General features: G+C 70.2%; 15 protein-coding genes and 1 riboswitch. Of the genes, 6 read left to right on the forward strand and 9 right to left on the reverse strand.

Annotated elements, in window-relative coordinates; translation table 11 throughout:
- Positions 1-16: 16 nt before the first annotated feature.
- Genes EV380_RS13930 through EV380_RS16675 form a run of 3 tightly spaced genes read left to right on the forward strand, consistent with a single transcriptional unit; the run spans position 17 to position 1,860 of the window.
- On the forward strand, positions 17-886 hold the full coding sequence (locus EV380_RS13930; RefSeq protein ID WP_130451638.1) for an HAD family hydrolase: 870 nt from the start codon (positions 17-19) through the stop codon (positions 884-886).
- On the forward strand, positions 883-1,677 hold the full coding sequence (locus tag EV380_RS13935) for a glycerophosphodiester phosphodiesterase family protein (RefSeq protein ID WP_130451639.1): 795 nt from the start codon (positions 883-885) through the stop codon (positions 1,675-1,677). Before EV380_RS13930 ends, EV380_RS13935 begins: the two co-directional genes overlap by 4 nt.
- A gap of 9 nt (positions 1,678-1,686) precedes the next feature.
- Positions 1,687-1,860, forward strand: a complete 174-nt coding sequence (locus EV380_RS16675; RefSeq protein ID WP_165391974.1) for a hypothetical protein — start codon at positions 1,687-1,689, stop codon at positions 1,858-1,860.
- 66 nt (positions 1,861-1,926) lie between these two features.
- On the opposite strand, the gene EV380_RS13940 is transcribed toward EV380_RS16675, so the two are convergent.
- The 7 genes from EV380_RS13940 to thiM all read right to left on the reverse strand — a co-directional run bounded on the left by EV380_RS13940 (position 1,927) and on the right by thiM (position 9,214).
- A complete protein-coding gene (locus EV380_RS13940) occupies positions 1,927-2,877 on the reverse strand; it encodes an aminoglycoside phosphotransferase family protein (RefSeq protein ID WP_130451640.1) in 951 nt (316 codons plus the stop codon).
- 43 nt (positions 2,878-2,920) lie between these two features.
- Positions 2,921-3,472, reverse strand: coding sequence for an LURP-one-related/scramblase family protein (locus tag EV380_RS13945; protein ID WP_102158754.1), 552 nt, complete (start codon positions 3,470-3,472; stop codon positions 2,921-2,923).
- Between the two features lie 36 nt (positions 3,473-3,508).
- On the reverse strand, positions 3,509-4,510 hold the full coding sequence (locus EV380_RS13950) for an aminoglycoside phosphotransferase family protein (protein ID WP_130451641.1): 1,002 nt from the start codon (positions 4,508-4,510) through the stop codon (positions 3,509-3,511).
- Between the two features lie 73 nt (positions 4,511-4,583).
- Complete coding sequence (locus tag EV380_RS13955) at positions 4,584-5,906, reverse strand: uracil-xanthine permease family protein (protein ID WP_130451642.1); 1,323 nt, start codon at positions 5,904-5,906, stop codon at positions 4,584-4,586.
- A 146-nt stretch (positions 5,907-6,052) separates the two neighbouring features.
- Positions 6,053-7,558 (reverse strand): bifunctional hydroxymethylpyrimidine kinase/phosphomethylpyrimidine kinase, encoded by a 1,506-nt coding sequence (thiD, locus tag EV380_RS13960; RefSeq protein WP_130451643.1) that lies wholly within the window; start codon positions 7,556-7,558, stop codon positions 6,053-6,055.
- Positions 7,551-8,246 (reverse strand): thiamine phosphate synthase, encoded by a 696-nt coding sequence (locus EV380_RS16770; protein ID WP_242607637.1) that lies wholly within the window; start codon positions 8,244-8,246, stop codon positions 7,551-7,553. The genes thiD and EV380_RS16770 overlap by 8 nt, the downstream gene beginning before the upstream one ends.
- 23 nt (positions 8,247-8,269) lie before the next feature.
- Entirely contained in the window at positions 8,270-9,214 is a 945-nt protein-coding gene (gene thiM, locus EV380_RS13970; protein WP_130451644.1) for a hydroxyethylthiazole kinase, read from the reverse strand.
- A gap of 1 nt (position 9,215) precedes the next feature.
- Positions 9,216-9,311, reverse strand: a riboswitch (TPP riboswitch).
- 79 nt (positions 9,312-9,390) lie between these two features.
- Between thiM and EV380_RS13975 the strand changes: the two genes are divergently transcribed.
- A complete protein-coding gene (locus EV380_RS13975; protein ID WP_130451645.1) occupies positions 9,391-9,903 on the forward strand; it encodes a class IV adenylate cyclase in 513 nt (170 codons plus the stop codon).
- A 1-nt stretch (position 9,904) separates the two neighbouring features.
- On the opposite strand, the gene EV380_RS13980 is transcribed toward EV380_RS13975, so the two are convergent.
- Positions 9,905-10,525: a GyrI-like domain-containing protein gene (locus EV380_RS13980; RefSeq protein WP_130451646.1), complete on the reverse strand. Its 621-nt coding sequence runs from the start codon at positions 10,523-10,525 to the stop codon at positions 9,905-9,907.
- Positions 10,522-10,935 carry a VOC family protein gene (locus EV380_RS13985; protein WP_130451647.1) on the reverse strand — a complete coding sequence of 138 codons (414 nt, stop codon included), beginning with the start codon at positions 10,933-10,935 and terminating at the stop codon, positions 10,522-10,524. The genes EV380_RS13980 and EV380_RS13985 overlap by 4 nt, the downstream gene beginning before the upstream one ends.
- A gap of 106 nt (positions 10,936-11,041) precedes the next feature.
- Between EV380_RS13985 and EV380_RS13990 the strand changes: the two genes are divergently transcribed.
- Positions 11,042-11,725, forward strand: coding sequence for an SDR family oxidoreductase (locus EV380_RS13990; RefSeq protein WP_130451648.1), 684 nt, complete (start codon positions 11,042-11,044; stop codon positions 11,723-11,725).
- Positions 11,726-11,728: 3 nt separating this feature from the next.
- Positions 11,729-12,811 carry a CobW family GTP-binding protein gene (locus tag EV380_RS13995; RefSeq protein ID WP_130451649.1) on the forward strand — a complete coding sequence of 361 codons (1,083 nt, stop codon included), beginning with the start codon at positions 11,729-11,731 and terminating at the stop codon, positions 12,809-12,811.
- Positions 12,812-12,818 lie beyond the last annotated feature (7 nt).

The following is a 12,818-nucleotide window of genomic DNA, read 5'->3' on the forward strand; positions in this document are numbered from 1 at the left end:
TGATCAGCGGGCGCGCATGAGCGCCATCAAGCTCATCGCCAGCGACATCGACGGGACGATCCTCCACCCCGACGGCCGGATCACGGAGCGAACGGTCGCCGCGTTCCAGGCCGCACGCGCGGCGGGGCTGGAGATCGTGTTCGTGACCGGCCGCCCGTTTCGCTGGCTCACGCCGATTCAGGAGGCGTTCGGCAAGCTCGGCACGGTCATCTGCTCCAACGGGGCGCTCGTCTACGATCTGGAAACAGACCGCATCCTGGAGTCCCGGACCCTGACCGGGACCACGGTCGCTGAGGTCCGTCGTCGTATTCTGCGCCTCGAATCCGCGGCGCGATTCGCCGCAGAGACCCCGCACGGCCTCTACCTCGAGCCTGGCTTCGTGGAGCCGGAGGAGTCCGACCTGTTGGAGGGCATCGAACCAGGCCTGCTGCCCATGGACCGGCTCGAGGCGGAGGGCACGGTCAAGCTGCTCGCCAAGCTCGGCACGACGACGTCCGAGGCCTTCCGCAAAGCCGTTTACCCGGAGGTCTCCGACCTGGTCGCCGTCACGCACTCCGCGCCGGGCGTCGCGCTCTTGGAGATGTCGCGGCCGGACGTGAACAAAGCGGTCGCGCTGGAGCAGTTCGCCCGCCAGCTCGGCCTGACGCGTGAGCACGTCGCCGCCTTCGGCGACATGCCCAACGACCTCGAGATGCTCTCGTGGGCGGGCCTGGGCTGCGCCATGGGTTCCGGACACAAGCTCGCCAAGAAGGCGGCGGCGGCCGTCACCGGCACGCTGGAGGACGACGGCGTCGCGCAGATGATCGAGCGAATCCTCGACGGCGCGGTGCCGGGTGAAAGACGCGAAGACGACGGAGGCCTCGGCCGGAAAGCGCAGGCGCCATGAACCGCAGGACCGTCACGGCGTACGCGCACCGCGGCTACGCGCCCGACGGCGCCGAGAACACTCTGGCTGCGTTCCGCGCCGCCGTCGAACGCGGATTCACTCACCTGGAAACGGACGTGCGCACGAGTGCCGACGGCGTGCCGATGGTGTTCCACGACGAGCACGTCGACCGCGTCACCGAGGGGTTCGGGCGCGTGAGCGAGCTGACCTCCGGCGAGCTGGCCCGGCTGCGCGTCGCGAAGCGGGAACCCATCCCCACGTTCGAGCAACTGCTCGAGGAATTCCCCGACGCGCACATCAACGTGGACCTCAAGGACGACGCGTCCGTGCCGCTCATAGCCGAGCTGATCACCCGCCACGAGGCGTCCGACCGCGTGGTGGTCGCGTCGTTCTCGGATCGCCGGCGTCGCCGTTTCACGCACTACCTGGCCGAGCACGGAATGCCGCCGGTCCGGGTGACGGCGGGCGCCAAGCTGATCGGGGCGTTCACGCTGCTCGGGCTGTTCAGTCGCGGCAGGTTCCAGCCGTGGCGGGTGCTGACGCCGCTCCTGAAGAGCGTTGTCGCCCTGCAGGTGCCAGTCAAACAGGGGCCGATCCCGGTGGTGACGAGAGCTTTCGTCGAGCGCGCCCACGAGGCCGGGCGCGAGGTGCACGTGTGGGTCGTGAACGACGCGGAGACCATGCGCGCGCTGCTCGACGCGGGCGTCGACGCGATCATGACCGACGAGGCGGGCACGCTCATTGAAGTTTTCACCGAGCGCGGGGTGTGGCCCCCGGCCGGTGAGCGCTAGGGTCGAAGCATGACCGCTCTATCATCGCTCGTTCTGACCGTGCTGTTCTTCGCGGTCTTCTTCTACGTCCTGTACTTCGTGGTCCGCGCGGCCGTGCGCGGAGGCCTCCGGGACAACGACGAGGAGCGCCGAAACGCGCAATATGCGCATCAGCCAGCGGGCCCGGGGTCCGAGCGGCGGTAGGCGCTGCCGGTTGTCGTGATCTTGGTGTCGGAGAGACGAAGGGTTGTCGACGGCTGATACCCCAGGTCAGAGAGCCTCTACCCGGATCTCTGCACGCTCAGCGAACGTTGCGGCGGCGGCCTGCACGTCGGGACGGGCGAGTATGGCGGAACACCAGGCAAAGTGACCGTCGGTTCCATCGGGGCTGTAAACGTTGCTCGTCATGAGCGCGTAGACACCCTTGTAGGCGACGAGGGCGTCGCGGTTCAGATCAAAACGTTCGACGAGGGCGTCAGTGAGTTCGCCTTCGATGTCGGCGGCATGGGGACCGTACATATCGAGCACGGCGGAGGCGATAGCGGCGTCAAGCTCCGGTTCGGCGAGGACGCTGAAAAAGCCCCAGTCGATGACCGCTGTGACGTGGCAGTCGTCGTCGACGAGCACATTGGCACCGCAGATGTCTCCGTGGATGACGCGCGGTTCGATATCGCGGCGCGAGGCCAGGAACGTCAGCAAATCCGACACGGTCCGACGCACATCAGGGTCGCGGGCCCGAAGCTGCTTCCCGAACTTCGCGAAGCGGCGGTGCCCGAGACTGACCAGGGTGTCCGCCCAGGTGTCGACTGTCGCGTCGTATCTCTCGCCGTCGAGGATGGTGCGTGCTGGCACTTCGAACTGCAGCTCCCGAAGCCCGGCCAAGACGTCACCGACGGCGGTCACGACATGCGAGTTTAGTGCGCCTAGGGTCGGGTCGTAGAAGTCGTCAAGCGGGCGACCGGGCAGAAGCCGCTCGATTCTCATCGTTCGCCCGTCGCTGAGATCCGTCGTACCGAGAGGTGCCGGTACGGCGAAGGGGAAACTGCGGGTAGCCAGGGCCGTTCCGAACCCATCATCCTGCGCAGCGGATGGTCCCGACGAGTGCGGAACTTTGCCAACGGTCCCATCATGGAGAAGGTAGACGCTGCCTTCCATACCCTTGGCCAGCAAGCGGGCCCCGCGGTAATTGGCCTGGTTCAGGATATCGAGGTCGTCGTCCAACGTGCTCCTACTGGTTGGTGCGCGGGCGCGGCTGTTATCCGCCTCAGCTGCTGCGCTGCTCCTTCTCGCGGATGAGGTCGAGGGCCAGGATCGAGCCGATGACCGCCTGGCGCTGCGGGACGGTGAGTCCTTCGTCGAGGTGCAGGGCGTAGGTCGACTTGCCGAGGAACGCGTTGCCCATCCCCGACCATTCGCGGGAGACGGTGGCGACAACGCCGTTGGTCCCGGTGACCTGGAAGTCGAAGCCCCAGATGTTGCCGAGAAGGTCCATTTCCTCGCCCTGCAGGTCGATCGTGATCCGGGTCTTGAAGAAGGTGATGCGTTTGACGAGGCTTGCCAGCGGGGCGCCTGCGCCGTCGAGGATCTCCAGACGGTCCCGGCCGAAGGTCATGGTGTCCTTGACCTGAATGACCGGGGCGTCCGGTCCGTCGAAGACGGTGAGCTGGCGCGCGCCCGTGAACATGCGCCCGAGGGCGCTGCCGCCGGTTTCGACGTGGGCGACCTGCTGCCCGGCGCCATCCATGATCGCGAAGTCGTTCTTCGAGAAGTTCTTGGTCTGCTGGAAGACGAGGACGTCATGCGTGAGGATCGACATGGGAGCGATTATGCCACCGGGCGCCTCTGCGCGGGGCTAATCCGTGAAGACCGGCTGGGCGAGCTCGGCGAGGGGCTGCAGCGCGAGGCCCGCGTGACGCCGCAGATCCGATTCGGACGCCCCGGCGAGGACCCGCATCGCCATGGCGTGCTGCTGCAGCTTCCCGGCGCGCAGGGCCGGTTCCACGTACGCCCACAATTCGTCGACGGTGCTGTAGTCAGTCCACTGTTCGAGGTAGCTCGTGATGGCGCTGCGGATGCGGGGATCGTTCGGCGTCGTGTCCAGCTCCTCGCACATGACCCTCACGGGTGTGCCGAGGGAGGCGAACGGGTGCGCCCAGTACGCGTCGCCGAGGTCCATGAACCGCAGGGGCTCGTCGGGAGTCGTCGGGAGGAAGGCGTTGCCGCGGTGCAGGTCGTTGTGCTCGAGCGACAGCGGGATCGGGCCGGCGGCGAGGAATTCGCACATGCCCTTGACCTCGCCGAGCTGAGCGTCGAGTTCCTCGGCGTCGCGGGCGGGGAGGTGCAGTGCGTGCTCGCGGGGCATTGAGGCGTGCAGCATGAGCTGCTCGTCGATGTAGTGCGGGAGCCAGGCGGGGTCGAGGTGCAGCAGGCCGGCGTCGAAGAGGGTCTCGCCGAAGTCGACGAGGCTGCGCTGGACCTTGGCGAACTCACGCAGGATACGGGCCCACAGCTTGTAGTCGGTCGTCGGGAGAGCGCGCAGGGTCTCGCCGTAGTCCGGGCTGATCATCCACCCGCGCTGGGGCTCGATCGCGAGCGGCATGACGAGCTGGTCCGGGGCGAGATTCGCGGCAACGGAGGTCACGGAGACCTCGGCGTACTGGCCGGGATTATTGGCCTTGAAGAAGAGTTTGCCGTGATCCGTGGGGACGGCGATCTGCGTGGAGAAGATGTCGTTCAGCGTCTGCTGCGGCTCACCGGTGCGGGTGAGCTCGTAGGTCATCAGGACCAGATCGATCCACTGCGAGGCGTCGGCTCGCCACTGCTCGCTCGTCCACGCTTCATTCCAGTCGGCCACGGTTTCATTCTAGGGGTCCACCCCCGAATCCGGGTGCGGATTCAGGGGGCAGTCGCGGCCGGGACGAGGCGGGTCAGCCGAGCTTGCTCGGTTCTGTCGCCTGCTCCTCGTCCTCGTCGATCGGCTCCGTGCCGCGGACGCGGGCGATGACCGTCATGACGTGGAAGATCGCCAGAGTCGAGATGGTGCCGATCGCGATGCCGCCGAGCTGCAGCTCGCCGAACATGATCGCGCTCGAGCCCATCGAGATCGCGATGATCAGGCCCGCACCGGCCGTCATGAGGTTGATCGGGTTCGCGAAGTTGACCTTGTTCTGCACCCACAGGCGCGCGCCGATGATGCCGATCATGCCGTAGAGGATGATGCCCGCTCCGCCCGTCACGCCTGCGGGGATCGTGTTGATGACCGCCCCGACCTTCGGGGAGAACGCCAGCAGGATGGCAGCGAATCCGGCCACCCAGTAGGCGGCCGTGGAGTACACGCGCGAAGACGCCATGACGCCGATGTTCTCCGCGTACGTCGTCGTACCCGACCCGCCGCCCGCGCCGGCGAGGATCGTCGCGGCGCCGTCCGCCATGATCGCACGGCCGTACACACCGTCCAGGTCGCGGCGGGTCATCAGGCCCACCGTCTTGACGTGGCCGATGTTCTCCGCGATCAGGACGAAGACGACCGGCAGGAACACCAGCATCACGTCCAGGTGGAAGGTGGGGGCCGTGAACGGCGGCGGCCCGAAGACTGCGGCCTTCTCGACGGCCGAGTAGTCCACCTGGCCCTGGGCGAGTGCGACGACGTAGCCGATCACGATGCCGACGAGGATGGACAGGCGCCCGAGCAGACCCTTGAACAGCACCGCGGAGATCACGATCGCGCCGACCGTGGCGAACGTCGTGAGCGGGAAGTCCCGCATCGGCTCCCAGGTGGTGCCGGCGAGGTTCAGGCCGATCAAGGCCACGATCGTGCCCATGACCACGGGCGGCATGAGGCGGTGGATCCAGCCCGTGCCGGCCTTCTGGACGATCAGGCCGACCAGGAACAGGGCCGCGCCGGTGACGACGATGCCGCCGAGAGCACCGCCCATGCCGTGGGTGTTCATCGCGGCGCCGACCGGCGCCAGGAACGCGAACGACGAGCCGAGGTAGCTCGGCACGCGACCCGCCGTGATGATGAGGAAGAGGATGGTGCCGACGCCGGAGAAGAGCAGCGTGGTGGTGGCCGGAAAGCCCGTGATCGCCGGGACCAGGACGGTCGCGCCGAACATGGCCATGACGTGCTGGATGCCGATGCCGGTGGTCTGCAGCCAGTTCAGGCGTTCGTCGGGGGCGACGACCGAACCGGGGCGGATGGTCTTGCCATCGCCGTGCAGCGTCCAGCCGAAGCCGAGGGGGTTGCTCATGAGGGCCTTCCGGGGGTGGTCGGGTGCGGCTGGAGGGCTCGACGCGTGGGAACGCCGCCCTATCGGCCACAGAGCATCCTACCCGGGGCCGCGGACGCCGCGCCGTGACGGGGGCCGCGGCTTGGCGGGCATACCCCGGACCCGTCTCAGGGGCGGCGCTGGGCGAAGAAGTCCATCTCCTGCCGCGAGGATTCGAGGTACGCGTCCAGCATCGCCTCGCGTTCGCGCGGGTCGGCCTGCCGGGCGAGGCGCTGCGTGATCGCGATCGCCTGCTGCGTGGCGGCGTCGAATTCCGGGGAGGAGTACATGCCCAGCCAGTCGGCATACGGGTGGTCGGGGCGGTTGGCCGCGGCCAACCGCGTCCCGATGTCCTGGTAGAGCCAGTAGCAGGGCAGGACGGCGGCCGCGACCACCGCGTAGGAGCCGATCGCGGCCGCGGACAGCAGGTGGTTCAGGTAGGAGCGGGTCTCCGCGGACGTCGGCGCTTCGCCTTCCGTCGGGGTCTCCCCGCGGGCCTCCGCCTCGGCCAACCGCGCCTGGTGCAACCCCAGCTCCACCGCCAGGCACTCGCTGGCGCTGTTCGCCCAGAACTGCTGCTCGTCCAGAGTGGGGGCCAGCTGCGCCGCCCGCGAGAGGACCTTGGAGTACGTGCGAAGGTAGATCGAGTCCTGCGCCAGGTAGTGCTCGAAGTCCGCGCGCTCGAGCGTCCCGTCGGCCAGCTGCTTAACGAACCAGACGTCGTCGATCCGCGCCCGAAGATCCTCGATGAGGTCCCACCAGTACTGCACGTCGGCGCGCGGGTCCGGGACGGACTTCCCCGCCCAGAGCTGACCGAGGTGGCCGACCGGCCCGTGACCGGAGCCGACGTCGAGATCGGCCGCGTCGCGCAGCGCCTGCGTCAGCCAGCCCTTCGCGGCCCGCAGCGCGGTGGGCCAGTCGCCGAACCGCGCGTAGAGCGTCGCCATCGCCGACGACAGCGAGCACCCGGTCCCGTGCGTGCTCGTCGTGTCCACGCGCTCGTCGTCGAGTTCCAGGACGACGCCGTCGAGTCCCACGAGCGCGTCGGGGCACCGGCCGGCGGTCGCGCCGTCGTCGTGCCCGGCGAGGTGCCCGCCCTTGGCGAGCACCAGGACGTCCGCCTGCTGGGCCAGGCGCTGGGCCTGCTCGAGGGCCTCGGGCCACGTGGTGGCCGGCTCGGTGTCGAGCAGGACGGCGAGCTCGGGCAGGTTCGGGGTGACGAGATCCGCGTGGGAGACCAGGTAGCGCAGGGCGGCGACGGTGTCGTCGTCGGTGAGCCGGTCCCCGCTCGTGGCGACCATGACCGGGTCCAGCACCACGGCGGGGCCGCCCGGTCCGCGCCGGGGTGCGAGCCACGCGCCGACGGCCTCGATGGTCTCGACGTTGGCGAGCATGCCGATCTTCACGGCGTCGACGCGGACGTCGTCGGCGATCGCGTCCAGCTGGGCGGTGACGAAGTCGGCCGGCGGCAGGTGCACGCCCGTGACCCCGCGGGTGTTCTGCGCGGTCAGGGCCGTCAGAGCGGCCATCCCGTAGCCACCGCACGCGGCGATGGACTTCAGGTCGGCCTGGATGCCGGCGCCGCCGGACGGGTCGGAACCGGCGATCGAGAGGACGTTGGGGATCTCAGACATGTGCTTGATTCCATTCGGTGACGAGGTCGGCGGCGGCCCGGGCGGGATCGTCGGCGGCGCAGATCGCGCGCACGACGGCCAGCCCGGCCGCGGAGGAGGAGCGGGCGGCGGCGGCGTCGCCCGCGGCGACCCCGCCGATCGCGACGCAGGGCAGGGGCTGGCCAGCGGCGGTGTTCAGGCCGGAGCCCGGAGATGCGTCGGCGCCCGCGCGCACGAGGTCCACGAAGCGGGCGAAGCCGTCCCAGCCGAGGGGGTCTGGATGGTCCTTCTTCGTCGGCGTCGCGCGGATCGCGCCGGTGCCCAGGTAGTCGACGGTGCCCGCGCGGAGGCTCGCGAGGTCATCGAGCTCACCCGGCTCCGATGCGCTCAGGCCCAGCACCGCGTCCGCCCCGATGAGTTCGCGCACCGCCGTAGCCGGCAGGTCGGACTGGCCGAGGTGCACGCCGTCGACGGCGGCGCCCGCGGAGCGTGCGGCGAGGAAGACGTCTACGCGGTCGTTCACCACCAGGGTGGCGCGGCCCGCGGTGTGCGCGGCGGACGCGATCGTGGCGGCCAGGAAGTCCCGGGCCGGCAGGTTCTTGGCCCGTAGCTGCACCATGCGCAAACCGCCGGCGACGGCACCGGCCACGATGTCCGCGAGTTCCCGGCCGACGGTGCTCTCAGCATCCGCGACAAGGTATATAGCCAAGTCATCTGCGGAGTACCGGCGGCTCACCGGGTGTCTCCCGCGTCCGCGCCACGAGGATTCTGGCCGATCGGCTCCGCCGCGTCCTGCACGCGGGCGACACGTGCATGCCCGCCCACGAATGCGCCGATGTCCGCGGGGGTGACGGTGGCGAGCGCGTCGAGGAACGCCGCCTGGAACGAGCCCGGCCCCGGGGTGCCTGCGGCGGCGCGCTCAGCGGCGGCGGAGTAGAAGGCGTGCGCGGCCGCCACCGATTCGACATCGGTCATCCGCTCGACCCGTCCGGTCGCGACGAAGGCCGCGATGATCGCGCCGAGAGCGCACCCGCCGCCCGTGACGCGGGTCAGCAGCTCCGAACCGCCGCCGACCCGGATCACGTCCCGGCCGTCGGTGATCAGATCGGCGGCGCCGGAGACGGCGACCACGCGAGTGGGGGCGGCGCCGTCGTGCCGGGTGGCCGTGAGCGCGAGGCGGACCGCGCCGGGGACGGCGGCGTCGACGTCGTCCGTTGCGTCCACCCCGCGCCCGCCGGAGCCGGTGCCCGCGAGGGCGAGGATCTCCGAGGCGTTGCCGCGGACGACGGCGGGGGAGTGGGTGAGCAGCTCGTGCGCGAACCGGGTGCGCAGCCCGACGGCGCCGGCGGCGACCGGATCGAGCACCCAGGGCGTGCCGTGCACGGTGGCCGCTCCGACGGCCTCGAGCATCCCGACGCGCTGGGCCTCGTGCGGGGTGCCGAGGTTGACGAGCAGGGCCGAGGCGATCGCGGCGAACTCGCCGGCCTCGCCCGGGACGTCCACCATCGCCGGGGCCGGTCCGGCGGCGAGCAGGACGTTGGCGGTGAAGTTCGCGACGACCTGATTGGTGGCGCACTGGATCAACGGGCTGGTTGCGCGCACGGCCGCGGTCAGCGCCGTTGCGCGTCGGGTGAAGCCGTCGCCCGCGGGTACGGGGTCCGACAAGGTGGGCGACATGGGAACCATGAAGCGACATCCCTCCGCTAGTACGAACTAGATCAGGTGTGTGCGGGTGTTCTCTCAGTCCCTGTGCGGGACACCCCGTGCCACTGTGTGGGCCAGCTTACGCGCCGGCGTGGCGCCGCGTCATCTCGGCCGGCTGGCGGGGCGTCACGGTGTGATTGACTACGCGCATGCCGACGAACATCGAGATCAAGGCCCGGGCCGCCGACCCGGAAGGGCTCCAGGCGGCGGTCGTCGCGATGGCGGATGCGGGGCCGGACGTCGTCGAGCAGGACGACACGTTCTTCGCGTGCCCGAACGGTCGGCTCAAGCTCCGCGTCCTCGGTTCGGCTCGCGGCGTGCTGATCTTCTACCGGCGGGCGGACGATCCTGGGCCGGCGTCGTCCTACTACGTCTGCTCGGAAACCTCCGATCCGGATGGTCTGCGCGCGGTGTTGGCCGCGGCAAACGACGAGACCGGGCGGGTGCGCAAGCGGCGGACGGTCTACCGGATCGGGCGGACACGTGTGCATCTGGACGCCGTCGAGGGGCTGGGCGACTTCGTGGAGCTGGAGGTCCCGGTCGACCACACGGCGACTCACGAGGCTGCGGTCGCTGAAGCCCACCGCCTCCTGGGCGTCCTCGGGATCGATGCCGGTTCGCTGGTGGAGGGCGCCTACGTCGATCTTCGGGCGGGCGACTGAGTCAGGCGGAAACGACCGGCTGGCGCAGGATCGTCCGCAACCGCTCCGGCGCCACCCGCCGGGCGTCGCTCAGGTAGATCTCGTGGTGGCGGCCGCTCAGCCGCAGCCCGTTCTCCGGCACGAATTCCCGGTGCATCGCCTCGAGGACGGCGGCCTCGTCGTCGTACGGGCCGACGTGAAGGGTCTGCACGCAGAGGCCCTCGGAGAGGGCCTCCAGGCGGACGTCGCCGAGGCGGGCTGGCGGGTCCTTCGCCCGCACGCGTGCGACGGCGTCGTCGTACAGGTCCGGTTCGATCCAGTCCGGGACCATGATCATCAGCGTCCACTCCCAGCGGGACTTGTCGCGCGCGGTGGTGAACGCGTCCATGTCTTCGGCCCACCACAGCCCTTCGAGTGGCGGGACGACGTAGTCGCGCCCGAGCTCCCGCTTGCTCGCGAACTTCAGGGTGTAGGCAACCGGATAGAGCGTCGCGATGGTGTCGGCGTACGCCGGTGACGTGTTCGGATCGCCGCGGCCATCGACGGCCAGGTAGCGCATCTCGGGGATCTCGAGCAGGCGGAACCGGCCCCGCGTCGCCCGGTAGGCGTCGAGGCTCTTCTTGAAGTCGATCTTCTCGGTCATGCAGGGGTCTCGGCCGTGGCAGCCACCTCGGACGCGGAGCGGAGGATGCAGAACTCGTTGCCTTCGGGGTCGGCGAGGACGACCCACCCGGTGCCCGGGCCGTACTTGCCGCGAAGATCGGCCACCTGCACGGCCCCGAGTTCGAGCAACCTGGCGAGTTCGTCGTCGCGTCCGCCCTCCCGCGGGCGCAGGTCGAAGTGGATGCGGTTCTTGACGGTCTTGGGCTCCGGTACCTGCAGGAAGAGAACGGCGGGCCCGGCGCTGGCCGGGTCGACGATGAGGCACTCGTCGTGGCCCGGAAGGTTCGGGTCAGACGGGTCGTCCGTGTAGCCGAGCACGGGTTTCCACCACTCGGACAGGGCGTGCGCATCGCGGCAGTCGATCGACGTGTGGCTGATGAAAGAGGTCATGGGGTCATTATCGTCCCGTGCGGGTGGCGACGCGAGGGTGGAAACGCGGCCCCGCCCGGCGGCCGGTAGTAGGTTGGAAGCCGAAACCCGATCCGAGGAGTCGTACATGAGCCAGTCGCCCGCCCGCCCCACCGCCCTCGTCACCGGAGCCAGCCGCGGCATCGGCGAAGCGATCGCCCGCGCGCTCGCCGACACCCACCACGTGCTCGTCGGCGGCCGCGACGAGGCCGCCGTCGCCGCCGTGGTCGCTTCGCTGCCGTCGGCCGAGCCGTGGGTCTGCGAGCTGACCGGCGACCTCGCGCCCCTCCCGGAGCGGCTCGACGTGCTGGTGCACTCCGCGGGCCTCGAGGCCTTCGGCACGGTCGAGGAGACCGCGCGCGAGGAATGGGAGCGCCTCTTCGACGTCAACGTCTTCGCCGTCGCCGAGCTGACGCGGCAGGCCCTGCCCGCCCTGCGCGCCGCCCGCGGGCTCGTCGTCGCCATCAACTCCGGCGCCGGCCTCACCGCGGGGGCCGGGTTCTCCGCCTACGCCGGCTCCAAGTTCGCCCTCCGCGCCCTGACAGACGCGCTGCGCGAGGAGGAGCGCGGCAACGGCGTACGCGTCTCCAGCGTGCACCCCGGGCGCGTCGACACCGCCATGCAGGAGCGCCTCACCGAGGCCTACGGCCAGGAATACGACGCCGGCCGCCACCTCGCGCCCGAGGACATCGCCGCCGCCGTGCGCACCATCGTCGAGATGCCCGAGCGCGGCACCATCGAGTCGGTGTCGGTCCGCCCGACGCGGAAGTAGGGTGTGGCGACTTCCGCCCCGGTGCCGGTCATCGTGTTGGCGGGCTACCTCGGCGCCGGGAAGACGACGCTCCTGAATCAGGTGCTGCGCCAGCCCGGCGCCCGCATCGGCGTGATCGTGAACGACTTCGGTGACATCAACATCGACGCCGGACTCGTCGCCGGTCAGATCGACCGCCCCGCCTCGATTGCGGGCGGCTGCCTGTGCTGCATCGAGGACGTCTCCGAGCTCGACGAGGCCCTCGAGCAGCTCTCGGCCCCGCGGCTCGCGCTCGACGCGATCATTGGCGAGGCCAGCGGGCTCGCCGACCCCGTCGCACTCGCGCAACTCATCCGCGACCGCGGGTCCGAGCACGCGCGCCTGGCGGCCGTCGTCGACGTCGTGGACGCGGTCGAGCACTTCGGCACGGTGGACGACGGCGGTCTGCCGCCGCTGCGCTACCAGGTCGCCTCGCTCGTCGTCGTCAACAAGCTCGACCGCCTCGCCGACAACGAACGCGAGGGCATGGTCGAGCGGATTCGCGCCCGCGTGCGGGAGCGCAACGCCCGGGCTGAGGTCGTGGGCGCCGTCGGCGGGCGGATCGACGCGGCGCTGCTCTTCGACGTCGCGCACCCGGAGGAGGACCCCGGTCAGCTGCCGCTGCGCGACTTGCTCATCGAAGCCGCCGCGTCCGGCAACCCGCTGCCCGGACACGAACATGACCACGTGCACGCCCACGCGGCGACCGCCACCAGTGAAGGAGTCGTCGACGCGGCGCGCGTGCTTGCGGCGCTCGAGCGCCCGGTCCGCGGTGCTTACCGGATGAAGGGCCACTTCGCCGTGCGCACCGCCGCCGGTGCGCGCGGATTCACGGCCAACGCCGTCGGCGGCTATCTGCATCTGGTCGAGCGGCGCCCGCCGAAGCAGAACGTGCTGGTCGCGATTGGGATCGACCTCGACGAATCCGAGGCCCGCGCCGCCCTCGACGCGGCGCTGGTGCCCGCGGACGCTGAAGCCCATGGACCTTCGGTCATGCGGCTCGAGCGCCACGTCCGCCTCAGTGGCGGCGGAGACACGAGCGCGGGGACGCCGTCGTCATCGTTCTGATGGATGA

This window comes from Zhihengliuella halotolerans, from assembly GCF_004217565.1.
Taxonomy (GTDB): domain Bacteria; phylum Actinomycetota; class Actinomycetes; order Actinomycetales; family Micrococcaceae; genus Zhihengliuella; species Zhihengliuella halotolerans.

Bases quoted from the DNA above. Each gene is read 5' to 3' on its own strand.
- EV380_RS13930 (WP_130451638.1), top strand. From the start codon at position 17: ATGAGCGCCATCAAGCTCATCGCCAGCGACATCGACGGGACGATCCTC.
- EV380_RS13935 (WP_130451639.1), top strand. From the start codon at position 883: ATGAACCGCAGGACCGTCACGGCGTACGCGCACCGCGGCTACGCGCCC.
- EV380_RS16675 (WP_165391974.1), top strand. From the start codon at position 1,687: ATGACCGCTCTATCATCGCTCGTTCTGACCGTGCTGTTCTTCGCGGTC.
- EV380_RS13945 (WP_102158754.1), bottom strand. From the start codon at position 3,472: ATGTCGATCCTCACGCATGACGTCCTCGTCTTCCAGCAGACCAAGAAC.
- EV380_RS13955 (WP_130451642.1), bottom strand. From the start codon at position 5,906: ATGAGCAACCCCCTCGGCTTCGGCTGGACGCTGCACGGCGATGGCAAG.
- thiD (WP_130451643.1), bottom strand. From the start codon at position 7,558: ATGTCTGAGATCCCCAACGTCCTCTCGATCGCCGGTTCCGACCCGTCC.
- thiM (WP_130451644.1), bottom strand. From the start codon at position 9,214: ATGTCGCCCACCTTGTCGGACCCCGTACCCGCGGGCGACGGCTTCACC.
- EV380_RS13975 (WP_130451645.1), top strand. From the start codon at position 9,391: ATGCCGACGAACATCGAGATCAAGGCCCGGGCCGCCGACCCGGAAGGG.
- EV380_RS13980 (WP_130451646.1), bottom strand. From the start codon at position 10,525: ATGACCGAGAAGATCGACTTCAAGAAGAGCCTCGACGCCTACCGGGCG.
- EV380_RS13985 (WP_130451647.1), bottom strand. From the start codon at position 10,935: ATGACCTCTTTCATCAGCCACACGTCGATCGACTGCCGCGATGCGCAC.
- EV380_RS13990 (WP_130451648.1), top strand. From the start codon at position 11,042: ATGAGCCAGTCGCCCGCCCGCCCCACCGCCCTCGTCACCGGAGCCAGC.